19 protein-coding genes are annotated in these 23,486 nt (G+C 64.8%); 8 read left to right on the top strand and 11 right to left on the bottom strand.

Annotation, left to right across the window (positions count from 1 at the left end; translation table 11 throughout):
• Nucleotides 1–509 precede the first annotated feature (509 nt).
• Entirely contained in the window at nt 510–1,859 is a 1,350-nt protein-coding gene (locus tag AB3X98_RS04555; protein WP_368602639.1) for an MFS transporter, read from the top strand.
• A 120-nt stretch (nt 1,860–1,979) separates the two neighbouring features.
• Here AB3X98_RS04555 and AB3X98_RS04560 read toward each other — a convergent pair whose 3' ends face one another.
• The 5 genes from AB3X98_RS04560 to AB3X98_RS04580 all read right to left on the bottom strand — a co-directional run bounded on the left by AB3X98_RS04560 (nt 1,980) and on the right by AB3X98_RS04580 (nt 5,813).
• Nucleotides 1,980–2,171 carry a hypothetical protein gene (locus AB3X98_RS04560; RefSeq protein ID WP_368602638.1) on the bottom strand — a complete coding sequence of 64 codons (192 nt, stop codon included), beginning with the start codon at nt 2,169–2,171 and terminating at the stop codon, nt 1,980–1,982.
• 23 nt (nt 2,172–2,194) lie between these two features.
• Nucleotides 2,195–2,815, bottom strand: coding sequence for a hypothetical protein (locus tag AB3X98_RS04565; RefSeq protein ID WP_368602637.1), 621 nt, complete (start codon nt 2,813–2,815; stop codon nt 2,195–2,197).
• Nucleotides 2,816–2,846: 31 nt separating this feature from the next.
• Nucleotides 2,847–4,583 carry a ShlB/FhaC/HecB family hemolysin secretion/activation protein gene (locus tag AB3X98_RS04570; protein WP_368602636.1) on the bottom strand — a complete coding sequence of 579 codons (1,737 nt, stop codon included), beginning with the start codon at nt 4,581–4,583 and terminating at the stop codon, nt 2,847–2,849.
• Nucleotides 4,584–4,701: 118 nt separating this feature from the next.
• Nucleotides 4,702–5,016, bottom strand: coding sequence for a hypothetical protein (locus AB3X98_RS04575; protein ID WP_368602635.1), 315 nt, complete (start codon nt 5,014–5,016; stop codon nt 4,702–4,704).
• A gap of 392 nt (nt 5,017–5,408) precedes the next feature.
• Nucleotides 5,409–5,813 (bottom strand): hypothetical protein, encoded by a 405-nt coding sequence (locus AB3X98_RS04580; protein ID WP_368602634.1) that lies wholly within the window; start codon nt 5,811–5,813, stop codon nt 5,409–5,411.
• Between the two features lie 1,074 nt (nt 5,814–6,887).
• Between AB3X98_RS04580 and AB3X98_RS04585 the strand changes: the two genes are divergently transcribed.
• Nucleotides 6,888–7,565 (top strand): heavy metal response regulator transcription factor, encoded by a 678-nt coding sequence (locus tag AB3X98_RS04585; protein WP_069263361.1) that lies wholly within the window; start codon nt 6,888–6,890, stop codon nt 7,563–7,565.
• A gap of 8 nt (nt 7,566–7,573) precedes the next feature.
• A complete protein-coding gene (locus tag AB3X98_RS04590) occupies nt 7,574–8,989 on the top strand; it encodes a heavy metal sensor histidine kinase (RefSeq protein WP_368602827.1) in 1,416 nt (471 codons plus the stop codon).
• On the opposite strand, the gene AB3X98_RS04595 is transcribed toward AB3X98_RS04590, so the two are convergent.
• The 3 genes from AB3X98_RS04595 to AB3X98_RS04605 are packed head-to-tail and all read right to left on the bottom strand — an operon-like array spanning nt 8,964 to nt 14,895.
• Nucleotides 8,964–10,448, bottom strand: coding sequence for an efflux transporter outer membrane subunit (locus tag AB3X98_RS04595; RefSeq protein ID WP_368602633.1), 1,485 nt, complete (start codon nt 10,446–10,448; stop codon nt 8,964–8,966). The two genes, AB3X98_RS04590 and AB3X98_RS04595, sit on opposite strands and share 26 nt — an antisense overlap.
• 12 nt (nt 10,449–10,460) lie before the next feature.
• The gene (locus tag AB3X98_RS04600) at nt 10,461–11,675 is read right to left on the bottom strand and encodes an efflux RND transporter periplasmic adaptor subunit (RefSeq protein ID WP_368602632.1); all 1,215 of its coding nucleotides are present in this window, start codon (nt 11,673–11,675) and stop codon (nt 10,461–10,463) included.
• 10 nt (nt 11,676–11,685) lie between these two features.
• Nucleotides 11,686–14,895, bottom strand: a complete 3,210-nt coding sequence (locus tag AB3X98_RS04605; protein WP_368602631.1) for an efflux RND transporter permease subunit — start codon at nt 14,893–14,895, stop codon at nt 11,686–11,688.
• Nucleotides 14,896–15,168: 273 nt separating this feature from the next.
• Here AB3X98_RS04605 and AB3X98_RS04610 point away from each other — a divergent pair, with 273 nt between their 5' ends.
• Nucleotides 15,169–15,525 carry a DUF4148 domain-containing protein gene (locus AB3X98_RS04610; protein WP_368602630.1) on the top strand — a complete coding sequence of 119 codons (357 nt, stop codon included), beginning with the start codon at nt 15,169–15,171 and terminating at the stop codon, nt 15,523–15,525.
• A gap of 605 nt (nt 15,526–16,130) precedes the next feature.
• Nucleotides 16,131–17,573, top strand: coding sequence for an undecaprenyl-phosphate glucose phosphotransferase (locus AB3X98_RS04615; protein ID WP_342948702.1), 1,443 nt, complete (start codon nt 16,131–16,133; stop codon nt 17,571–17,573).
• A 58-nt stretch (nt 17,574–17,631) separates the two neighbouring features.
• On the opposite strand, the gene AB3X98_RS04620 is transcribed toward AB3X98_RS04615, so the two are convergent.
• A complete protein-coding gene (locus AB3X98_RS04620) occupies nt 17,632–18,456 on the bottom strand; it encodes a WecB/TagA/CpsF family glycosyltransferase (protein ID WP_069263374.1) in 825 nt (274 codons plus the stop codon).
• Between the two features lie 308 nt (nt 18,457–18,764).
• Here AB3X98_RS04620 and AB3X98_RS04625 point away from each other — a divergent pair, with 308 nt between their 5' ends.
• A complete protein-coding gene (locus tag AB3X98_RS04625; protein WP_368602629.1) occupies nt 18,765–20,483 on the top strand; it encodes an FAD-dependent oxidoreductase in 1,719 nt (572 codons plus the stop codon).
• Nucleotides 20,483–21,430 (top strand): NAD-dependent epimerase/dehydratase family protein, encoded by a 948-nt coding sequence (locus AB3X98_RS04630; protein ID WP_368602628.1) that lies wholly within the window; start codon nt 20,483–20,485, stop codon nt 21,428–21,430. Before AB3X98_RS04625 ends, AB3X98_RS04630 begins: the two co-directional genes overlap by 1 nt.
• Nucleotides 21,431–21,631: 201 nt before the next feature.
• Here AB3X98_RS04630 and AB3X98_RS04635 read toward each other — a convergent pair whose 3' ends face one another.
• Nucleotides 21,632–21,760 (bottom strand): hypothetical protein, encoded by a 129-nt coding sequence (locus AB3X98_RS04635; protein WP_342948706.1) that lies wholly within the window; start codon nt 21,758–21,760, stop codon nt 21,632–21,634.
• 21 nt (nt 21,761–21,781) lie between these two features.
• Between AB3X98_RS04635 and AB3X98_RS04640 the strand changes: the two genes are divergently transcribed.
• Entirely contained in the window at nt 21,782–22,489 is a 708-nt protein-coding gene (locus tag AB3X98_RS04640; protein WP_368602627.1) for a transposase, read from the top strand.
• A 301-nt stretch (nt 22,490–22,790) separates the two neighbouring features.
• Here the strand turns inward: AB3X98_RS04640 and AB3X98_RS04645 are convergent, their stop codons facing one another.
• The gene (locus AB3X98_RS04645; protein WP_368602626.1) at nt 22,791–23,471 is read right to left on the bottom strand and encodes a VIT1/CCC1 transporter family protein; all 681 of its coding nucleotides are present in this window, start codon (nt 23,469–23,471) and stop codon (nt 22,791–22,793) included.
• Nucleotides 23,472–23,486 lie beyond the last annotated feature (15 nt).

Genomic DNA, 23,486 nt, shown 5'->3' on the forward strand with positions numbered 1-23,486 from the left:
GGCACACTCGTTTGATTCGACGTGGAACCGGCCAGCCCTTCGGGGCTGGTTTCGTTTTGGAAGCGATAAGTGAATCGCATGGCACATGCGGGGCAAGAGCAGCGGCTCGAACGGCGCCGCCGCCTCGAAAAGCAGCGCGTATGGAAGCGGCCCCCGGCGATGGAGCGGCAACTGAATTCCGCACGATCGTCCAGCGCGTTTGCGAATCCTTTCGGAGAACATCGATTTTGTTTATCACGCTGGATTCGATTCCAGCCCCGGCCCGCGTCGGGCAAAGCGCGGGCCGAATGCGCACGGCCTTTACGCGGCGCGGCTTCCCGGGCGGTATCGCGGTGCGAGCGTGCGGGAATCGCCCATGCGGACGGGCAAGGACGTATCCAATATGTGGTTAACCCGCACTTTCAGACGCGGGTGGGGCCATCTATCGTGCCCCCGACGGATAGCAGTTCGATGATATTCGACTCGGGCACGAGCGAGCGGCAGACCACAGAACGGACAGGAGACGACAGATGTCTGGCAGCAAAACAATCGATATCAAGGCGTTCATCGACGAACGCCACATTTCGGCCTATCAGTGGCTACTGGTGGCGCTGTGCTTCCTCGCGGTGACAGCCGATGGCATGGACGTGGCCATCATGGGCTTCGTCGCGCCCTCCATCATTCACGAGTGGGGCATTTCGCGTCCCGAGTTCGGTCTCGTCATGAGCGCGGCGCCCATCGGCCTCGTGATCGGCGCGCTGGCCGCCGGCCCGGCTTCTGACCGCGTTGGCCGCAAGTGGGTGCTGATCACCTCTGTGTTCCTCTTCGGCGTGTTCACGATCCTCACGGCGTTCACGCAGTCGCCGGTTTCGATGGCGGCGCTGCGCGTGCTGACCGGCATCGGTCTTGGCGCGGCCATGCCGAACTCCACGACGCTGCTCTCGGAGTACTCGCCGCAACGCCGCCGCGCGCTGCTCATCACGATCATGTTCACGGGCTTCAACCTCGGCTCGGCGTTGATCGGCTTCGCGGCTGGCTGGCTCGTGCCGAACCATGGCTGGCGCGCGGTGCTGATTTTCGGCGGCGCCATTCCGCTCGCACTCGTGCCGCTGCAGGCCTGGCTGCTGCCGGAATCGGCGCGTCTGCTCGCCGTGCGGGGCGCCACGAGCAAGCGCATTGCCGCGACGCTGAACCGCGTGACCGGCGCGAACTTCGCGGGCGACGAGAACTTCGTTTCGACGGAGCCGCCGCTGCCCACGCGCAAGCCGATCGGCGTGCTGTTCTCGGAAGGCTATGGCGTGATGACCATCGCGCTGTGGGTCACGTATTTCATGGGTCTGCTCGTCATCTATCTGCTGACCGGCTGGCTGCCCACGCTGATCAAGGACGCGGGCCTCTCCATCACGGTGGCGGCGAACGTCACGGCCATGTTCCAGATCGGCGGCACGATCGGCGCCGTGCTGGTGGGCTGGATCATGGACAAGGTGCGCCCGGCGCGCGTGATCAGCGCGGCGTATGTCGGCGGCGGCATCTGCGTGCTGGCGCTGGCCGGTGTGGGGGCGCTTTCCTCGTCGCTCGCGCTGCTGGTGTTTGCCGCGGGCTTCTGCATGAGCGGTGCGCAAACGGGCCTGAACGCCTACGCACCGGGCCGTTATCCGACGGTTGCGCGTGCAACGGGTGTGAGCTGGATGTTGGGCATGGGCCGCTTTGGCAGCATCTTCGGCTCGGCCATCGGCGGTGCGCTGCTGGGTCTCGGCTGGGAATTCGCTGCGATTCTCGCCATGCTCGCCGTACCGGCGGTGCTCGCGGCGCTTGCGATCCTGGTTTCGCAGCGTGCGCGTCATTCGGAACCGGCTACGCAGGTGAGCGCGGCTCACTGAGCTGGATTTAACAACAGCGCTGGACTGATCGGCGCGGCGGTGCGAATTGCACTGCCGCGCCGTTTTTTTATTTGGTGTGAGAGCGGAGGCAGCGCCTCCGCTTTAGTGCCGTTCGGCTAGTCAAATTCTGAAAGCACCCACCGTTTCGATCACGGTCTGCGCATTCCTGCCCGGCGTATGGGCCGAAATCGAAAAGTGATTCACGAGTGCGCTGTCTTGCTGCGTGAGCGCTTCGATAGGATCGAGAGCCTGCTTGATCTCGGCGATGCCGGCGCTTTGTTCGCAGAGTGGACGCCGTCTGGTCCTGGTCATTGTCTGTGTCGCCGACTCATCCGTTACTTCGTCAGGCGAACCACATACAGCCCCGTCCGGTTCGGAATGCCGGCGACGCTGTAATTCGGGCTGACGGTGAACAGCGCTCCCGGAATTGTTGGAGAATAGGTCACGCCCGCAGCCGTAACGGTCGCCAGCTCGAGTGCAGGAGTGCCCGTCACAGGCTGCGTTGTCGAGAAATTGAACGTCAGCATCCGGTTGTCAAACTGCGTGATATCGCCAGCGCCACCTTCCGTGATTTCGTAGGCGAAGGGCGTCGTGATGCCAGCGGGCACCGGGTCAGGTTTGCCGAGGCAGAGCGTCAAGGCGCGCGTAACGCCACCTGTGGGGGCCTTGAATGTCAGCGTTGCGATATTGTCATTGGAGACCATCGTCATCGCCGTGCCCGCAGCGGTACTCGGCGGGATATCGAGGCGACTGTAGCTGGCCGGACAGTTGAACGTGGTCGATTGCGGCGATGAGGCCGCGTCAGGCGCAGAGGCCGCACCTGGCGAGGATACTCCCGCGGAAGCCGACGAATCCGCCCCTGATGCTCCGCCACCGCCGCCGCTGCCTCCACCACACGCGGCCAGCAGCACGGCGGCGCTAATCAGACCCATCGAAAATTTTCGGCTCATCAACATTGTTAGCTCCTTATCGTCAGTGAATCGCACATCAGAATTGTCCCGTCACCTGAAACCCCAGCGTCACGCTCGGCGCGGGGAAGCCGCGCGGCGCGTAGACCGGCGTGCCGGCGAACACGTCATAGGTGAACGCGCCCAGGCGCGAGGGTACGGAACCCTTGAAGCCGAGGACCGCGCCCGCGAGTTGCGTCCCGGCAAGAAACGCCGTAGATGGTCCCCAAAGGCGGCCGTAGTCGAGGCCCGCATAAAGCATCTGGCCTGTTGCCCCAAGCGGATACTGGAGTTCGTTGCGCCAGTAGAAGCCCTTCTCCGCGGCCAGCATCGTTTCACCGCTGAAGCCGCGAACCGTGTAGCGGCTGCCGATGGTCAAGTCATCGATATAGTTCAGTTCGTCGTTGGTGAACTGCCCGTGCAGCGTGCCGACATAACGCAGCGTCTTACCGGCCACCGCGAACGGCACCGAGAGATTGGCGTCGAGTGTCGCCATGTGGAAATAGTACGTAGGCCCACTCGCTGTATCCGGCATCGCCCCGAGCCAGCCGATACCCTGGCGATATGCGAGCGTGCCGTCGAACTGCGCCGCGCCGAAGTAATGGCGATTGGTCAGCCCCGCCTCGATGAACGTGTTGTCGCGCTTCTGCTGTGGGATTTCGACGTCATCGATGAAGCTCGCGCCAAAGCGCTTGACTAGCTGAAACTCGACGCCCGAAACATCGTTCTGGCTACGACGAATGACGCGCTCCAGCTTCAGACCCGCTGTCTGCGCGTTTCCGCTCGAAACGAACGTCTGGTTGACCCCGGCAATTTGCTGGTAATACGTGTTCGTGTAGCCGAACAGCGTGCCAGTCCAGTAGCCCCACGGCACCGCATACGAGGCATTCCAGCCGTGTGTACCGAGGTCATGGTTGCCGAACTGCAAATCCTGGTTGTAGCCACCTGAAAGCACGTCGTTGATGCCCAGGAGGTTATAGAGCGCGAGCGACACGTTGCCGATGTAACGGCCCGTCGCTTCGCTGCCCGAGTTATCCGCCGAGACGACGAGCGACCATGGCTTCGTGCGCTTGACCGTAACCACGACATCACTCTGGCCGGGTTCGGTACCGGGCACTATCTCCATGGAGGCGTCCTGGTTCGGGACGCGCTTCATCTGCTCCAGTCCCTGTTCAAGGTCGCGCAACTGGAGGATGTCGCCGTCGCGAGCCGGAAAGGCGGTTTTCAGCGTGCCCCGTGTACTGGCGTCGGCAAACTTCAGGTTGCGGATCACGCCCGGTATGAGCGTGAATTTCATCGTCCCTTTCGAGAGGTCCTGGGTCGGCACGAGTACGCGTGTCGTGATGTAACCGTGGCTCAGGATGACGCCTTGCAGGCCCTTCGCCAGCTTATCAACGCCCTGTTTGCCGACGCATTGCCCCTCGTAGTGCCGCAGCCAGTCATGCAGGAATGCGAATGGATCGAGCGGCAACGCCGATGCACCCTTTACACGAACCACTTCAGGGAGCGTATCGGGAACCTCGAGCGTGAACGAATCGATACGAAAGCACGGCGTCTCGACGGGCAGCACGGGGTACTCCCCGACGACAGGAGCAGTCGAGCGTACAACGGGCGCGGCGACGGTCGCAGCGCGCTGCTGCGCGTCGCGCCGCTGCTCGACCTGCTGTTGCTGCGCCGCATTCGTGCGGGCTGCTACGTCGGGCGCAGTCTGCGCATAAACGGCAAGCGGTACGAGTACCGCGAGCGGCAGCACCGCAAGATTCTTCTTACTTTTCATCGTTATTCGCTGCTTTCGTTATGGTTCTTTTCGTAGCGCTTGCGGAGTTTCTCGTAACGGTTTTCGAATGGATTTGATGCGCGACATATATGCGTGACTCGACTGCGGCCACAAAACACTACTGAGCATTGGTCGAAACCGATGGAGCCTCTGCCACGCATTTCAAGGCGCGCGTCACGGGAACCGGTTCGTCCATACCGTGGTCGTCAATATGCCGAACCGCAGTCCAGCATGCGCCCCGTCCGGTATCGAGAAAGACGTCGTAGTCCTGCCCGGCTACGGGTTTGAACATTACCGCCGGCGCTGCACAGCCGCTCGTCCCACCGTAGCTGCCATAGTAGGTACTCGTTGCGAGTGCCACCGTTACCGGTTTTCCCGCGGGGACGACATACTCTCTGATCATATCCTTGGAAAACAATCCATCGACCTGCATCGATTTTCGTGGACTTGGAGGCATCCCGATCACAATGCTCCGTGATGAATATTTCCAAGAGGCAAGAAAGCCGTCACTTACCCTAACGGCCGTCGCGTCGGTTCCCGACTTGTAGCAGTCTCCCTCCCAGAATGTTGCACTTCGGTCCGGGCCATTAGAAGACAGGACTCTCATGCGTGCGGACACGGCCGGGTCATAGACCGGCGTAGCCGTATCAACGTAATGGGGAGGGGGAATAACGTAAGCGCAAGCACTTAGGCATGCTGATAGTCCAGCCAAAATGAGATGACGTTTCGTATTCGATTCAGTCATAAGAGAGATCAAGCTCAATCTACCATCTAAAATGATGGGGCCGTACTGATAGCCCCTGTTGAATATTTGCTTTAAGTTTTTCAACCAACCCTGACGAGCCAACCCGCTAGTAAGCCAGCACACACGCCGCCAATCCAGAAAATTGCGAAACAGCGAAGTGATTTAAGTAGACGTGATCGAGCTAGTTTTCCTTCTTCACTTAGGTAGAGATCAGAAAACAACGATTTTCCTTTCAGCATTCTGGCATCGAAAACTGTCTGACCAGACTGAGGGCTATTCACCATTCGAAGGAAGAAGTAGCCCGACGCAAAAAACGATACGGCAGTCAAGACCAGCAGTACGATAAAGACTGCTGCGATGACACTTGCGCAAATCTTGATAGGCAACGAGCGTATTGTGTTGAAGGTCTCGCCAAACAGCAGCGCCGCAATGACCATTACGATCAAAGCCGCGCTCGCCGCAAGAGTCCTTGTATGTACTCTCATCTTCGGTAACGTCCTCACTTGCAAATAGATTGAGTCAAACCGCTCGTGATGTTACTAATCCCCAGCGTACACGTGGTCATATTGGTAACGGACGCGGTTCCCCCTGCGACGGACGGTACGCCTTTGATCGCCACTCCGTAGGACGCGCCGGTCGCTTGACCGTTACTGTAAGTCACCGAGCCACCTACGCCAACGTCAGCAAGGGATACCGCAGTGTTCACGTTAGAGGCTACACCGCGCAAATCGGCCGCGCTCCCTTTATTGAAGCCGACAGAGCCACCAGCAGACGGGTCAAACTCATACCCCGCAGCTTGCTGAAGACAAGCCGATAACAACGGTCATTCATTTTTATTAACCCTTGAGGCCAGATGATGTCCGGCATCGCTACCAAAGGCGCGCGCGAAAGACAAAATCATCGTCTGGGCGGCAGAAAAAATCCGTCAACAATCGTTAAGCGAAATGACGATCGACAAGAATTCGGGCTAAACAAATTTCGAGTTACCTGATTCGCATTACTTACGCTTCGCTAGCGACGTGCATGTCCCGTTCTATCAGTTGTGCTGACAAGATTTTTGGACTGCGGCTCAGCATGCGGATAACGGCTTCCATGCAAACGGCTGGATATCAACGCGCGGTAGGTGTCGATTACGGCGCTCAGTTCGCCGGCCATTGGCGGGTGTGCACTCGTGGTCTCCGACGTTTTTCGATTGGGTTGGCCCGCTGACCGCTGCTTATCGGCCAGTGTTTTCGATCATGAATGGGGCGGTTCGGGGGCAAAATTCGTCGCCGCGGCGAAGGAGGGCGATAAATGGAGCGGGGTGCCGGGGAGCCACGGCTGAAACCGCACGGCATAAGGCTTGCAGCCAGGAAGGCAAAGGGTTCGAGGCATTTGAGCGGGCGTTTGCATGCACGATACCCGATGACTTCTTCGCAAGTCCCTCAAAGCAGATTCGATACGACCGTTCGAAATGCATCCCGCAGGACCTGGGCGGCTACGCCAGGCGCGCCGCCCGGAAGCGCAGCAAGCGACATAACGCATACAATTGAGCCGGACACACTCAAAATTGAACGGCGATGCGCATTCTCGTGATCGAAGACGAGCCGAAGACCGGCGCGTATCTGAAGAAGGGCTTCGAGGAATCCGGCTATGCCGTGGATGTCGCGGCGGACGGCGCGGAAGGCCTGATTCTCGCGAAAGAGGCGGCGTACGACGTGATCGTGCTCGACGTCATGCTGCCCGCGATGGACGGCTGGACGGTGCTCAAGACGCTGCGCGCCACGCACACCACGCCGGTGCTGTTCCTCACCGCGCGCGACGACATCAGCGACCGCGTGAAGGGCCTCGAGCTGGGCGCGGACGACTACCTCGTCAAGCCGTTCGCCTTCGTCGAACTGCTCGCGCGCGTGCGCACGCTGGCCCGCCGCGGCCCCCCGCGCGAGAGCGACGTGCTGCTGCTCGGCGACCTCGAAGTGGACGTCACGCGCCGGCGCGTGAAACGCGGGGCCACGCGCATCGACCTCACGCCGAAGGAGTTCTCGCTGCTGCAGCTGCTCGTGCGCCGCCAGGGCGAAGTGCTCACACGCACGCAGATCGCCTCATACGTGTGGGACATGAACTTCGACAGCGACACGAACGTCGTGGAAGTCGCCATCCGCCGCCTGCGCGCGAAGGTGGACGACGCGTTCGACGTCAAGCTGATCCACACGGTGCGCGGCGTGGGCTACGTCGCCGAAATCAAAGGGAACGCCTGATGCCGCGCATGGCTGTGCGCTCGCTCGCCACAGGCCTCGCGCTGAGTTTCGCGGGTACCACGCTCGCGGTATTCGCGCTTGTGGGCAGCACGCTTTATTTCACGCTGGACCGCGAGGTGAAGCAGCAGGACGACCTCGATATTGTGCTGATTTCGCGCCACACGCGCCGCCTCGCGCAGGAACTGCACAACGAGCACGACGTGCGCGAACATGCGGAGCGGCTCACGAGCCAGGTGCTCGGCAATCCCGCGCTTTCCATGGAAATACTCGGTACCGGCGGCGCGCAACTCGTCGAGCACAACACGGCGGGCATTGCGGACGCGGCGTTTCCAGAAGCGGCGCTCGCGCGGCGTCTCCCGCCGACGCAACGCATTACCGAAGGCGACGTGGTGGCATGGCGCAACGCGCGCGGCGTACCCGTGCGCGGACTCGCTACCGACGCCGCGCTGGCGGACGGCACGCCCGTCACCATCGTCATCGCACGCGACATGACCGATCGCTGGCAGCTGCTCGATCACTATCGCGAGCGGCTCTACGGTTTCGGCCTGGCGGGCATGCTGCTCGCGTTCCTCATGAGCTGGCTGCTTGTGCGCGAGTCGCTGCGTCCGCTGCGCGAGATGGCGGCGCGTGCGGCCACGGTCACGGTGGACCGGCTCGATACGCCCATCGAAGTCGAACGCGCGCCGAGCGAGCTCCAAGCGCTCACGAAATCGCTCAACGCCATGCTCGACCGTTTGCATGGCGGCTTCGAGCGGATGTCGCAATACACGGCGGATCTCGCGCATGACATGCGTACGCCGCTCGGCAACCTGCGCGGCGCGAACGAAGTGGCGCTCGCACGCGAGCGCACCACGGCCGAATACGAGGCGTTGCTCGAATCGAATCTGGAGGAATGCGAACGGCTTTCGCGCATGATCGAAAGCGTGATCTTTCTCGCGCGTGCGGAGCACCCGCAGTTCATGACGACACTCGCGGAGTTCGACGTGCACGATGCGCTCACGCAGATTGCCGACTACTTCGAAGGTCTCGCCGACGAAGCGGGCGTGCAAATCCGCGTGGAGGGCGAGGGCCGCCTGCGCGCGGACAAGGAGCTGTTCCGGCGCGCCGTGGGCAACCTGCTCGCCAATGCGCTGCGCTATACGCCGCGCGGTGCGGCGATCACGCTGAGCGTCGAGCAGACGCCACGGGCCGTCGAGGTCACGGTGGCCAATCCGGGCACGCCGATCGAAGCCGCGCTGATGGAACGCATTTTCGACCGCTTCTATCGCGCGGATGCGTCGCGCCATCGCGAGGCGCGTGCGGGTGCTTCGGCGGGTCTGGGGCTCGCGATCGTGCGCACGATCATGGCGCTGCACGGCGGCTCGGCGCGCGCCGAAAGCGACGCGGCAAGCACGCGGTTCATCCTGACGTTCGCCCGTTCCTAGCGCTCAGGTCGCTCAGCGCCGCGCGGTCCCAGCCGCCGCCGAGCGCCTCCAGCAGATGCACGCTCGCATCGAGCCTTCTTCCTGCGATCTGCTCCTCGTCGCGTTCGTTCGAGAGCGCGATGGTCTGCGCCGTCACGACATCGAGATAGTTCACCGCGCCCGCCTGGTAGCGGTTGGTGGTGAGCCTGAGCGAGAGTTGTGCGGCGGCGGTGGCGCGCTGCTGGCTTTGCGCTTCGCTCGCCAGCGTGTCGAGCGCGCTCAGGTTGTCTTCGACTTGCTGGAACGCCGTCAGCACGGTTTGCCGGTAGCCGGCTACTGCCGCATCGTATTGTGCGTTCGCGCCTTTGAGCGTGGCGTCGCGCCGGCCACCGTCGAAGAGTGTGCCCGCCAGTTGCGAGCCGAGCGACCAGAAGAGGCTGGGCGCGCTCAGCCACGGCGCGAAGAACGTGCTTTCGAGGCCCGCCGTCGCGGAGAGCGTGAGATCGGGATAAAAGGCCGCGCGCGCTGCGCCGATTCCTGCATTGGCCGCCGCCACACGCCGCTCGGCCGCCGCGATGTCGGGACGCCGTTCGAGCAGCGCGGAGGGCACCCCTGCGGGAATCGACGGCACGGCGGCGGGATCGACACGCGGCGGCAGACTGAACGTCGAAGCGGGCACGCCGATCAGCGTGGCGATGGCGTGCTGAAGCTGCGCGCGCTGCACGTCGATGTCGCTATCCGCCGTGCGCGCGCTCTCGAGCTGGGTTTGTGCCTGGGCGACGGCGGAGGCGTCGATCGCGCCGTCGGCGAGCTGCTGCTGCACGATGCGCAGCGCCGCCGTGTAGGCGCTCACGGTGTCGTCGAGCAGCTTCTTCTGGCGATCGAGCGAACGCAAATCGAAGTAATCCGTCGCCAGCTGGCTCGCAACCGAAAGGCGCACCGATTCGAGGTCGGCTTGCGTGGCCTGGGCGTTGGCGTGGGCCTGGGTGGTCGCGTCCTTCACGCGCCCGAACAGGTCGGGTTCCCAGCTTGCCGTGAGGCCCGTCGAGTAATCGGGAATCGTCTTGCCCGCAAGCGAATGGTCCACGAGATTCTGCGAGGTCCGGTAACGCTGCGCCGCCACACCCGCCGTGACGGTCGGCGCATAGCCCGCGCGCTGATAGTCGATCATCGCGCGCGCGGCTTCGAGATTGGCGACGGCCTGGCGCACGGTCTGGTTCGACACGTCCACGCGGGCTTCGAGCTGGTCGAGGTCGTTGTCGCCGAAGAGCGTCCACCATGGGCCGCGCGTTTGGGCGTCGGCGGGCGCGGCGACGGTCCAGCCGGGTGCCGCCGCCGGTGGCGTTGTTTGTGTCGCGAAGTGCGCAGGCACGTCCGTCGAGGGTACGCTGTAATGGGGCAACGTGGTGCACGCCGCGAGCGATGCTGCGGTGAAGGCGACGACGATCCGGCGCAGTGCAGTGAGAGGGCGTTCGAACATGATGAGCCTCGCTTACGCTTTCGCTTGCGCAGCCGTCGAGGCTGCCGCCACGCGCACGCTCTGGCCGCTCGCAATGGCGTCGCCGGGATTGTTGATGACGCGATCGGTCGGCGCGAGTCCGGTGGCGATCTCCACATGGGTGCCGAAGTCGCGGCCGATGGTCACCTTGCGCAATTGCACCATGCTCTTTGCATCCACCACCGCGACGGTCACGCCGTCCGGGCGGAACAGCAGCGCACTCACGGGCAGTTCGAGCGCCGGCGCGGCCGCCGTGAGCGCGAGGTGCACCTGCGCGTAGGCGCCGGGCATCAGCGCGCCGTCGTGATTGTCCGCATCGACTTCCACATGCAACGTGCGGCTCACGGGATCGATCACGTGCGAACTGCGCGCCACGCTGGCTTCGAAACGGCGGCCCGGATATTGCTGCGTCGTCAGCCAGACTGCCGTGCCTGGCGTGACGAGGCTCGCGTCGTCCTGAGGCACGTCCACGTACACGCGCAGCCGGTCGGTCTGCGAGAGATGGAACAGCTCGCCTGGCATCGTGGCGAGGCCGGGCGTGCCGCCCGCGGTGACGAGCGCGCCCACTTGCACGTTGCGCGCCGTAATGACGCCATCGAAAGGCGCCGTCACCTTCTGGTAGGAAACCAGCTCCTGCAGCCGCGCCACGTTGGCCTGCGCCGCCTGGAGCGTGGCCAGTTTCGCGGCGGCGTCGCTCGTTTTCGCCTGGGCGTCCTGCTCGGAGACCGATTGCGTCTGCAGCATCGTTTGCCAGCGCTGCGCCGTGCTGTTGGCGAAGCGATAGTTGGCCTGTGCGGTGGCTTCGTCGGCGCGCGCCTGCTGGAGTTGCGCATCGAGTTCGGGCGTGTCGATCTGCGCGAGCGTCTGGCCCGCCTTCACGTGCGCGCCGATATCCGTGTACCAGTGCTGCACGTACCCGCTCGTGCGCGCGTAGATCGAGGCGTCGGCCCAGGACATCACCGAGCCGGGCAGCAACAGGTCCTGCGTGGCGGGTGCGCGCGTGGGCGTGAGGGTGGAGACGATCAGCTCGCGCTGCGCCGCGACCTGCTGCGCTTGCGCCGTGCGCGCCTGGAGGCGCGGGCCGATGCCCGCCGTGAGGAGCGCCGCGGCGATGGCGAGGCAGGTCAGGCCGACGACGACAGCCGAGCGACCTCGCGTTGCGGTTCGCGCCGCGGCATCGCGTTCTTCGTGCGGTGTCTGCGATTTCATTCTGGAATCCTTATTCGACGTGAGTGGTTGTATCGGCTTGCGCATCGTTGCTGGCATCGCGCGCGGCGCGGCGTTGCGCGAGCAAGCCATGCACCATGCCGAACACGACCGGCACGAACACGAGCGTGGAAAGCGTGCCGATCGCGAGGCCGCCGATCACGGCGCGCCCGAGCGGCGCGTTCTGTTCGCCGCCATCACCGAGACCCAGCGCCATCGGCAACATGCCGATCAGCATCGCGAGCGCCGTCATGAGCACTGGGCGAAAGCGGTTGAAACCCGCATCGAGCGCGACGGCGAGCGGCTCCATGCCCGCGGCGAGCGACTCGCGCGCCGTGTTGATGACGAGAATGCTGTTGGCCGTGGCGATGCCCATGCAGAGAATCGTGCCCGTGAGCGCCGGCACGCTCAACGTGGTCTGCGTGACGAACAGCATCCACGCGATCCCGGCGAGTGACGCCGGCAGGCCGCTCACGATGATGAGCGGATCGAGCCACGACTGGAAATTCACGACCATCAGCAGGTAGACGAGCGCGACGGCGAACACGAGGCCCGCTGCGAGGCCGCTGAACGACGCGTTCATCGACTGCACCTGGCCGCGCATCACGATCGACGAGCCAGGCGGCAGTTGCGCGCGCGCGGCGTTCACGAGGCGGTTCACGTCGGAGGCGACGCCGCCCAGGTCGCGTCCCTGTGTCGACGCGAAGATGTCGAGCACGGGCTGCACGTTGTAGTGCGAGACCACGGCTTCCTGCGTGCTGCGCGAGACCGTGCCGAGCGTGCCGAGCTGGTTCTGCGGCGTGAACGTGACCGATTGCGACGTCGTCAGCGGAATATTGGCGAGTGTTTGCAGCGAATGGATATCGTATTGCGGCACCTCGGTCACGAGCGGGTAGCTCACGCCGTTCTTCGGATCGAGCCAGAAGTTGGGCGTGGTTTGCGAGCTGCCCGAGAGCGCGATGAGCAGGTTCTGCGCCACGTCGTGCTGCGTGAGGCCCGCTTGCAGGGCCTTCGTGCGATCTACGTCGACGTTGATGGTGGGCTCGTCCCCGGGCTGCTGGATGCGGGCGTCGACGAGGCCGCGCACGCCACGCATCTGGTCGAGCAGATGATTCGCCACGACGCGGTTTTGCGCGAGCTTGTTGCCGACGATCTGCACGTCGATGGGCGCAGGCAGGCCGAAGTTCAGGATCTGGCTCACGATGTCGGCGGGCAGGAACGCGAAGGTCACGCCCGGAAACGAGGCGTTGAGCACGTTGCGCAGCTTCGCGACATATTGCGCGGTGGGTTGGTGCTTCGGCGTGAGCGTGATGAGGACGTCTGCGTCTTCGGGGCCGATGGGGTCCGACGAGTCATACGTGAGGTTAATGCCGCTCACCGGCACGCCGATGTTGTCGAGCACCGCGGCCTGTTCGGCGGGCGGAATCACGCTGCGGATTTTCGCTTCGACTTCGTCGGTAATGCGGGCCGTTTCCTCGATGCGCGTGCCGGTAGGCGCGCGCAGGTGCAGGCGGATTTCGCCGGTATCGACAGCGGGGAAGAAGTCGCGGCCGGTGAACGGCACGAGCACGAGCGAGCCGAGGCACAGCGCGAGCCACAGCACCACGAATCGGCGGCGCCGCGCAATCGCCGCCTGAAGCAGCGCGCGATAGCGGTTGCGCACCGCTTCGAAGCGTCGTTCGAAGGCCGCCTGAAAGCGCGTCAACGCACCGGCGATGCCGCGCCTGGGCGCAGCGTCAGGCTTACGCGCGCGCAGCAGATACATGGCGAGCGTGGGAATCAGCGTGCGCGAGAAGAAGTACGACGCGCACATCGCGAACACCACAGCCTCGGCGAGCGGCACGAACAGATACCGCGCCACGCCCGAAAGCAGGAACATCGGCACGAACACGATGCAGATGGAGAGCGTCGAGACGAACGTCGGCACGGCGATCTCGCCGGAGCCGTTGAGAATGGCGTCGTGCAGCGGCGCGCCGCGCTCAAGATGATGCGTGATGTTTTCGATAGCGACGGTGGCGTCGTCAACGAGGATGCCGACCGCAAGCGCGAGGCCGCCGAGGGTCATGATGTTGATGGTCTCGCCGAGCGCCGCGAGCGCGATGAGCGACGTGAGCACGGCGAGCGGAATCGTCACGGCGATGATGAGCGTGGCGCGCCAGCTGCCGAGAAAGAGCAGGATCATCGCGGCGGTGAGGCAAGCCGCAATGAGCGCCTCGCGCACCACGCCCGAGATCGCCGACTTCACGAACACGGACTGATCGGAGAGCGGCGTGATCTTGAGCGCGCTCGGCAGGCCCGCGGCGATCGTCGGCAGCATGGCCTTCACCTGCTGGATGATCGTGAGCGTCGAGGCGCTGCCGGTCTTTTCGACCGTAAGGAGTGCAGCGCGTTTGCCGTCCGCGCGCACGATGTTCGTTTGCGGCGCGTAGCCGTCGATCACGTGCGCGACGTCGCGCACATACACCACGCTGCCGTTCACGGTCTTGATGGGCAGGTCGTTGAGCGCCGCGACGGTTTGCGTGCTGCCGTTCATCTCCACGTTGTATTCGCGCGAGCCGATCTTCGCCGTGCCGCCGGGCAGGATGAGGTTCTGCGCGTTCACGGCGTTGACGACGTCCGCGGGTGCAAGACCTTTGGCCTGCAACGCTTTCGGATCGAGCTGCACCATGATCTGGCGGATCTTGCCGCCATAGGGCAGCGGCACGGCCGCGCCCTGGACGGTCGCGAGCTGCGTGCGGATGAAGCTGTTGCCGAGGTCGTAAAGCGACTGCTCGGGCAAGGTCGCGCTAGAGAGGCCCAGTTGCAGAACAGGCACGGTGGAGGCGTTGTACGTGATGATGTTCGGCGGCAGCGTGCCGGGCGGCAGCACGCGCAGGATCGAAGCAGAGTTCGACGCCGCCTCGGCAATCGCGCGGTTGATGTCGGCGCCCGGGTGGAAGAACACCTTCACGACCGACACGCCGTTGAGCGACTGGGATTCGATGTGCTCGATGTCGTCCACGTCCGAAGTCAGCGCGCGCTCGTAGTTCGAGGTGATGCGGTGCGCCATGTCCTCGGCGGAGAAGCCGTTGTAGGTCCAGACGATGCTGACCACCGGGATATTGATGTTCGGAAAAATGTCCGTGGGCGTGCGCATGATGGCGAGCGGCCCGAGGATAAAGAGCAGTACGGCCAGCACGATGAACGTGTAAGGCCGTCTGAGAGCCAGTTTGACGATCCACATGACGGGGTCCGGGTTGAGGCGGGAGTGGCGAAAGTATCGGGAGGGCGCGCTTACCCGGTCCTGACCTCGACATTACGGATTTGTCATCTTTGCCGCGCAAGGACGCTAGCCGCCGGGGGCGCGCTGCGCCCAGATAACGAACTCGTAATCAGCAGGTCAGCTTTGGGTCAGCGCCGCGCGACCAGAATGCGTTCAACCTTCGCGACATTGCCGAGGGTGGCTGAGGCGGCATCCCTTCCCGATGCAGCGGCCATTCATTGAGAGGTGAACACCATGAAAGCACTCGTTTCCACATTGCTCGTTGCCTGCGCCCTGGCCGCTCCCGCTGCCGCTTTCGCACAGACCGCCACCCCCGCCGACCCGGCCAACGCGCCGGTCACGCGCGCCCAGGTGATCGACGATCTCGTGCGGTTGGAGCAGGCGGGGTATCGTCCTGTGGCCAAGGACGTCAACTACCCGGATGACATCCAGCACGCGGAGGCGATCGTGGCCCAGGAGCAGGCGCAAAAGAACCAGCAGGCCGCGCCGGGCAGCACGGCGGTCGGCGGCGTGGCGATGACGGGCAGCTCGGACGCGGGTGCGCCGGTCGTGGCCAGCGTCGGCGAGCGGTCGATTTATGCGGGCCACTGAGCGAGCCACTGGATGCTCGAACGCGGCGCAGCAGCCCCGGCGATAACGCCGGGCGCTCCCGCGCATTTCGATTCGCTTGAACAAACGTTTGCGCGAACATAATTCGCCCCATTCGCGCGCAAGAAATCGCTATTCATTTTTATTGAAGCCCCGAACCTACCCTACTAATTACGGCGGCGTTAAATCAGCCGCATCGGCAAATTCGCCACGATACCGCGCGTTTTCACGGCGCTATCTTTCCGGATCACGCAAATTCATAATGCGCTGGTAAGATACGCGCGAATTGGGATGGCCGTTCTCCATTCCGGGCTATTGGCGCGAATCTAGACCACTCGCGCTGCCGGATCAGGAGTTTGCGCCGTCAGGCCGACGGGGAGCGGCCGTCTTGCACTGCGAATAGCGCTCCATGTTTAAAAAAGCGCGTACGTTCGGTTCGTGTGTTTAATCGCAAGCGTTTGAGACTCGGGTTTCGCCTTTTGGGCGAATCGTCTGCCGCCGCTTGCTGCTGTTGCGCCTTGCGCAGACGGTCATTCCCCTCGCGGTCTAATCCCGCCGTCATGCCAATCAGGCGTATAAAACAGTCGCACATACTGGCCGAACCCGTCATGTCCACCCAGTCGACCCACCATCACCGCCTCTTTATGGCGCTGGTCGGTGTCATCAGCGCGGCGCTCAATACGGGCGCGCTCGTGGCGCTGTTGTTGCTGCGCGGACAGACCGGCGATACGCCGTACACGCGGGCGTTGACCGGGGCGTTCGCCGTGGCCGCGTTCGTCGTGTTTGCGCGCTTTCACCTGGTAGCCAGCGCGCGTCATCTCTGGTGGATGCTGGGCCGCGGCGCATGGCGCTGGTGCCGGCTGCCGGTCGCGCTCATGGTGCTGCTGTTCGCGACGCATGGCGATAGCGGCACGACGGCCCTGCGTACGCTGGTCGTCCAGTGGGCCGCCATTGCGCTGCCGCTGCAACTCGTCGGCCTGGCTGTATTGCGCGGCGTGGCCCACAGCGTCAACAACGCGCCCGGCAACCTGCGCCGCGCGGTGTTCTTCGGGATGGGCCGCGAGGCGCGCAAGCTGAACCTGCGCCTGCAGCGTTCGCCGATTCTCGGTATTCACGTGATGGGCTATTACAACGATGCGCCTGCCACGCCGCGTGACGGGGAAACGCTGCCGCCGTATCTCGGCCGCTATGAAGACGCCGCCACGCGCATCCACGCGAACGACTATGAGATCGTGTTCCTCGCGATGGGGCAGGCCGCGATGGCGCGAGCCGACGCAACGCAAGTGAAGGACATCACGGCCGACATCGTGACGCGCCTCTACGATTCGACGGCTGCGATCTATCTCGTGCCCGAGCTGCATTACCTGGAGGACGTCGCGACGACCGGAGCGGACCTGGCCGGCGTGCCGCTGCTGGCACTGCACGACGTGCCGATTCTGGGGCTCTCGCGCATGCTCAAGCGCGCGGTCGACATTGCCGGCGCGGCGTTGCTGCTCGCGCTGCTGTGGCCCGTCATGCTCGCGATCGCGCTGGTGATCCGGCTCGATTCGCCGGGCCCGGTGATGTTCAGGCAGCGCCGCAATGGCGAGCACGGCCGGGCGATCGTCGTGCACAAATTCCGCTCGATGCGCGTCGCGGCGGAGAACGAGGGCGATGCACAAGAGCAGGGCGTGCGCCAGGCCCGCAGCGGCGACGACCGGATCACGGCCGTGGGGCGCTATCTGCGCCGGACTTCGCTCGACGAGTTGCCGCAGCTCTTCAACGTGCTGGGCGGTTCGATGAGTCTCGTGGGTCCGCGTCCGCACGCGGCCGAGCACAACGAAGAGTACCGGCAGCTGATTCCCGGCTACATGCTGCGCCATAGCGTGAAGCCGGGCATTACCGGCTGGGCGCAGATCAACGGGTTGCGCGGCTTGACCGATACGCCCGACAAGATGCAGCGCCGCGTGGAGTACGACCGTTACTACATCACGCACTGGTCGCTGTGGCTCGACCTGCAGATCCTGCTGAAGACGATCCCGTCGATCGTCTCGGGCCGCAATGCGGTTTGAAGCCTGCGCCGCGCGAGACGTGGCCGAACATGAGCCGGCCGCGTCCGCATCGGCGGCCTTACGCCGCGCGCTGCTGCGTGCGCGCCATGCGCCAGTGACGCCACAGGATGGCGAAGAAGCGGCGGTCGTCCACGAGGTACCGGCGCCACAGGCGCGCGGGGTCCTGTTTGATGCGCCAGCACCATTCGAGTCCACAGCGCTGCATCCACACGGGGGCGCGTTGCTGCAGGCCGACGGCAAACTCGACGGCCGCCCCGGCGCACAGCATGAGGCCGCCCGGCAGCTTGCTCGCGTGATGCAGGGCCCAGCGTTCCTGCTTGGGCATGCCGAGGCACACGAACACGATATCGGGCGCGGCCGCGCGCACGCGCCCGGCCACCGCATCACCCTCGGGGCCGGTCGGATCGAACGTCATGGAAGGTGCGATCACCTCGACGTCGAGGCCCGGATAGTGCTGCGCGAAGCCATTCAGGAGCGTGGCTTCGTGACCCGGGCGGCCGCCGACCACCACCACTTTCCAGCCGGCTGCGTGGGCGCGCTCGCACAGGGCGGGCAACAGGTCCGCGCCGGTCACGCGTTCCGGCAGCGGCGCGCCGAACAGGCGGCTCGCCCAGACAACGGGCATGCCGTCCGCGAACAGGAAGTCGGCGGTGCGGTAGAGACGATGAAGATCGGGCTGCGTGTCGAGACGCACCACGTGGTCGACGTTCGGCGTGACCGCGACACGCGCCCGGCCGTCGCGCTGCAAGGCGGCGGTGCAAAGCACGTCGAGCGCGGTGTCGAACGACACGGCGGCGATGTTGAGACCGAACAAGGGAATGCTCGGCTTGAAGACACCCCGTGCGGCCGCCTGGGGCGCCGCTGTTATGTAAGGCGTACTCATGTTGTTTTTGTGACCCCGACGTGCGTACACGACGTGAGCCACGCACGGCGCCCGTTGAACCGGCGTCGTGCCACCCCGTCATGCGACGTACGTTATGTTTTTTTCTGGTCTCCTGGCTTTTGCCAAGGCGTTTTGGACTTCAGACGGAATCTTACTGCTGTGTCGGTGCTGCGGGTAATACAACAGTGTTTTTTTAGAGACAAAAAACGGGATGCGTCTGAAATTTCTCGGCTGGCGCCGTTGGTTGCACGCGAGCGATCGGCTACGATCGCCGCGGCCCGTCTTCCCTTTCCCATACGTAACAGACGATGATCACCGACGCCCGTGAGATTCCCGCCGGCACGACGCTGCACGCGGACCTGTGCATCGTGGGCGCCGGCGCCGCCGGCATTGCGCTCGCGCTCGCGCTGGAGAGGAGCGGGCTCGACGTAATCGTGCTGGAAAGCGGCGGCGAGGCGCCCGAGCCCGCCACCCAGCAGCTGTACGCGGGCACGGTGGCGAATGCGGCGCTTCATCCGCCGCCGGACAACTACCGCGTGCGGCGCTTCGGCGGCTCGACCACGCTGTGGGGCGGCCGCTGCATGCCGCTCGACGCGCACGACTTCGAGGCGCGCGATTACGTCGCGCACAGCGGCTGGCCGATCGCGTTCGCCGATGTGCTGCGCCACTACCCGCAAGCCAACGCACTGTGCGAAGCGGGCGAATTCGCCTATACGGCCGAAGGCGCGTTCGCGGCGCCGCCGCGCCCGATGATCGGCGGCTTTGCCAGCGACGTGTTTTCGACGCACACGCTCGAGCGCTTCAGCTGCCCGACCGATTTCGGTCAGCGTTACCGGGCGCGCCTGGCGAAAGGCGGCGTGCGTGTGCTCCAGCATGCGAACCTGTGCCGCCTGCCGATGCTGGCGGGTTCGACGCGGCGTGTCGGCGCAGCTCAGGTACGCGTGCTCAATACGAAAGACGCGACGGGCGGCGCGACGTTCGAGGTGGCCGCACGCGCCTACGTGCTCGCGGCCGGCGGTCTCGAAGTGCCGCGCCTGTTGCTCAACAGCCCCGGGCCGAGCGGCGGGGGGCTCGGCAACGCCCACGACGCGGTGGGCCGCTATTACATGAGCCATCTCGCGGGCACGATCGGCACGCTCGATCTCGCGGCGGCGCAGTCCGTGTGGCACGGCTACGAGGTGACGGAAGAGGGCATCTATTGCCGCCGCCGCCTCGCGCTGCGCCCGGAACAGCAAGACGCGCTGCGCGCGGGCAACTTCATTGCGCGCCTGCATCATCCGCGCATTCCGGACGCCGGGCACGGCAATGGCATCCTCTCCGCGCTGTATCTCGCGCGCGGCATCGTGCCCTACGAATACGCGAAGCGCCTCTACGACGGCACACCCGAAGGCTATGCGGGCTCCACGCTCGCGCACGCGAAAAACGTCGTTGCGGACGCGCCGAACACGGCGCGTTTCCTGTGGCACTGGCTGCGGCGGCGCACGCTGGCCGCGCGCAAGTTCCCCTCGGTGATCGTGCGGCCTGCGAATCTGCGTTTCTCGCTCGACTTCCATGCGGAGCAGGAGCCCAATCCGGCGAGCCGCGTCACGCTCGGCGATGAAACCGATGCACTCGGCTTGCGCCGCATCCATGTGGACTGGCGCTACACGCAGCAGGACGTCGCGACCGTGAGCCGCGCGCTCGCCGCGCTCGCGCACGAGGTCGAGCGCGCAGGCGTGGGCCGTTTCACCTACGACCCCGCGCAGGTCGAGGCCGAAATGACGCGCTACGGAGCCTATGGCGGCCATCACATCGGCACGGCGCGCATGGGGCGCGATGCGCGCACGAGCGTGGTCGATGCCGACTGCCGGCTGCACGAAGCGGACAACGTCTATGTGACGGGCGCCGCGGTGTTCCCGACTTCGGGCCAGGCGAATCCGACCTTGACCATCGTCGCGCTCGCACTGCGGCTCGCCGAACACCTCAAGGGCGCCGCCGATCTTGCCGCGCTGCCCGTTCCAATCGCAAACCCTTCCGAACCCGCGTAATGAAAGCCCGTATTCTCGTTCTTGGCGCGACCGGCTTCGTCGGCCGCCATCTGGTGAAAGCGTTGAGCCGTACCGAATGGGCCGAGCCGGTGGCCGCCTCGCGCAGGGAAGGAAGCGGCTTGCGCCGTGTCGATGCCGCGGACCCCGCGTCGCTCGCCGCCGCGCTGGCCGACGTGCACGGCGTGGTCAACTGCGTGGCGGGTGCGCCGGCGACGATCGTCGCGAATGCGCGCGCGCTGGCGGCCGCGCTGGCGGCACGCGGTGCGCCGCTGCCCGTGGTCCACTTCAGTTCGATGGCGGTGTACGGCGCCGCCGAAGGCCGTATCGACGAAGCGGCGGCGCTCGACGCCGTGAGCCCCTATGGCCATGCGAAGGTCGAGTCGGAACGACTGCTCGCTGCGCTGCCCGCGCTCACGATACTGCGCCCGGGTTGCATCTACGGAGGCGGCAGTCCGCAGTGGTCGGCGCGCATTGCACAGCTGCTGTGCGCGCGGCGCCTGGGTGACCTCGGCGCCGCCGGCGACGGTTGCAGTAATCTCGTCCACATCGACGACGTCGTGCAGGCGGCGCTGGCTGCGCTGCGCACGCCGGCTTCGGGCGCTCAGGCCTACAACCTGGCGATGGCCGAGGCGCCGCGCTGGAATGAATACTTCGTCGCCTACGCGCGAATTTTGGGGGCGACGCCCGTGGAGCGGATCGGTGCGCGGCGTCTTGCACTCGAAACGAAGCTGTGGGCGCCTGCGCTGAAGATCGCCGGGATCGCGGGGCGCAAACTGGGTGGCGTGAAGGTGCCGCCGCCGCTGCCGCCTTCGCTCGCGCGGCTGTGGCAACAGGACATCCGGCTCGACTCGCGCCGCGCGGAACAGGCATTTGGGATGACGTGGACGCCGTGGCGCGTCGCGCTGCAGGCCGAAGCGTTCATGGCGGCGTCGTCGCGCGCCGACTGAACCGGTCGGGTTAGGCGGGGTTTCGGCGCGTCGAAGGCTTCGGCTTCGACCCATCACTATAATTCGGAGTCCTGCGGATAAATTTTGGGACTTCAGTCGCTTCGACCATCGTACCCTCATCGCTACGCTTTAGTGGTGCCGGATCGCGCTTCGACGGCTATTCAGCGGCGGCGTAAAAATGCGCGCGTTGCGCTCGTCAAATCAGCGAATTGAGGCCATAAAAAAGGCCTGTTCGCGACGCAGACGTGCGCGCACGGCCCATAGAATTTGATCGTAGATCCACTCACGCAGCGTCAGGCGATCGATACCTGTCGGATCGCTCCCCCACATCGGATTTCCGGTTAATTCAGCATGACACGGCTTGCACGGCACTACGTCCCAGAACAACCGCAGCACGTTATCTTGCAGGGGCTCAAAGGGCCCGCATTCCTCGACGAAGGAGACTACCTTTACTTCCTCGCCTGCCTCGCGGACGCCGCGCGCGTCGCCGATCTGGCAGTCCACGCGTGGGTGCTGATGCCCGACGCGGTGCAGTTCCTCGTCACGCCTTCATACGAGTCGAGCGTAGCCATGGCGATGCAGGCGGTTTGCCGCCGCTATGTCGAGACATTCAACCGCCGCCATGGACGCCGCGGTGCGATGTGGCGTGGCGAGTACCGGGCAACCGTGATCGAACCCGACCGCTATTTCCTGCTCGCGAGCCAGGTCATCGATCATGCGCCGGTGCGCAACCGCCTCGTGGCCGAGCCGGGCAACTATCCGTGGTCGAGCTACACGCACCACGTCGGGCTGCGTGTCGACAGGTTCGTCAAGGATCATCCGCTCTATCGCGCGCTCGGCGATACGCCGTTCGAACGGCACGAGTCTTACCGCGACCTGGGCGCACAGCCTCTCGACGAAGCCGAGGTCAATAGCCTGATGCGGGCGACGCTCGAGGGCTGGGTGCTCGGCAGCGCTGCATACTGCGAGTGGGCGGCGCAGACAGCCAACCGGCGCTTGATGCCATTGCTGCTGCGCGACCGGCCTGCCAAGGTTCGCAGGGCCAGCGCCCACGCATGACGAGGGACGGTGGGCTAGCCGCACAGCGGGGGTGGTCGTTCGTCCTGATGGGTCGATCGTCTACGAGATCCATCCGGACGGGGATCGTTCGCCGGCCATCCGCGCACGGCGTACCTGGGTCCTGGCTACGAATACTGGCACAACATGTATGGCACGCCGGCTTCCGAACAACCGGGCACGACGCAGACATCCGTGCCGATGTTCGTGGCCGAAATCCACTTCCAGGCAGGGGTGACGGTGATCGCCAGCCGCAGTGCGGGCTGCCGATGACCGCGGATAACGAAGCCGTGTCGCCTGACGGCTAGCCGCCGAGCGCAATGATCGCCATCGTCAGCACGATCCCAAGCAGCATCATCGCGAAGCCCGCTTTCATCGCGCCCGCGCCGGTGTAGCGTCCGAGCGCGAAACCGGCGGCGAAGAGCATCGCGAGCGTGAGTATGCGTGAGATGACGAGCGCCGCTATGTGATCCCTCACGAGGATAAAGGGCAGGGCAACCGGGAACGTCGATACGACCACGAGCAGAAAAACGCTCACTGCCCCAAGAAAGTCATCGCGCTTGAATTGCGCGCGTGGTGGCAGCGTAGGCGCCGCGGCGAGGCGCGCGCGAATCAGCTCGAGTTCTTCGTCGTCGACGAGCGGTTCCAGCGCCGTCGGCAATGCGTCGCGCAACGCCCGCACGGCCGCGGCGCGGTCTGGTTCGCGTTTCACGGTCAGGGCGAGTGTCAGGCGCTGTCCGCGATCCGCGAGCGTGCGGACGAGATACATCACGGCGTCTGCGAGGCCCCAGGCGAGATTGCATCCGAGGGCGGCCAGGAACAGTTTGCGGCCGGCGTCCTCGCCCGCTGTGACCGCCTTGACGGCGCCGACGAAAGTCAACGCCATGAACAGGCCAAAGCACAGTTCGGTCACGCGCTCGACGGTGTTGAGTACGGGCTCGCGCTTTTCGGCCGCGGTTTGCTGTGTCGGGGTAGTGGTATTCATATGGCCTCTTGCAAA

The organism is Paraburkholderia sp. BR14312 (assembly GCF_040948675.1).
GTDB lineage: Bacteria > Pseudomonadota > Gammaproteobacteria > Burkholderiales > Burkholderiaceae > Paraburkholderia > Paraburkholderia nodosa_A.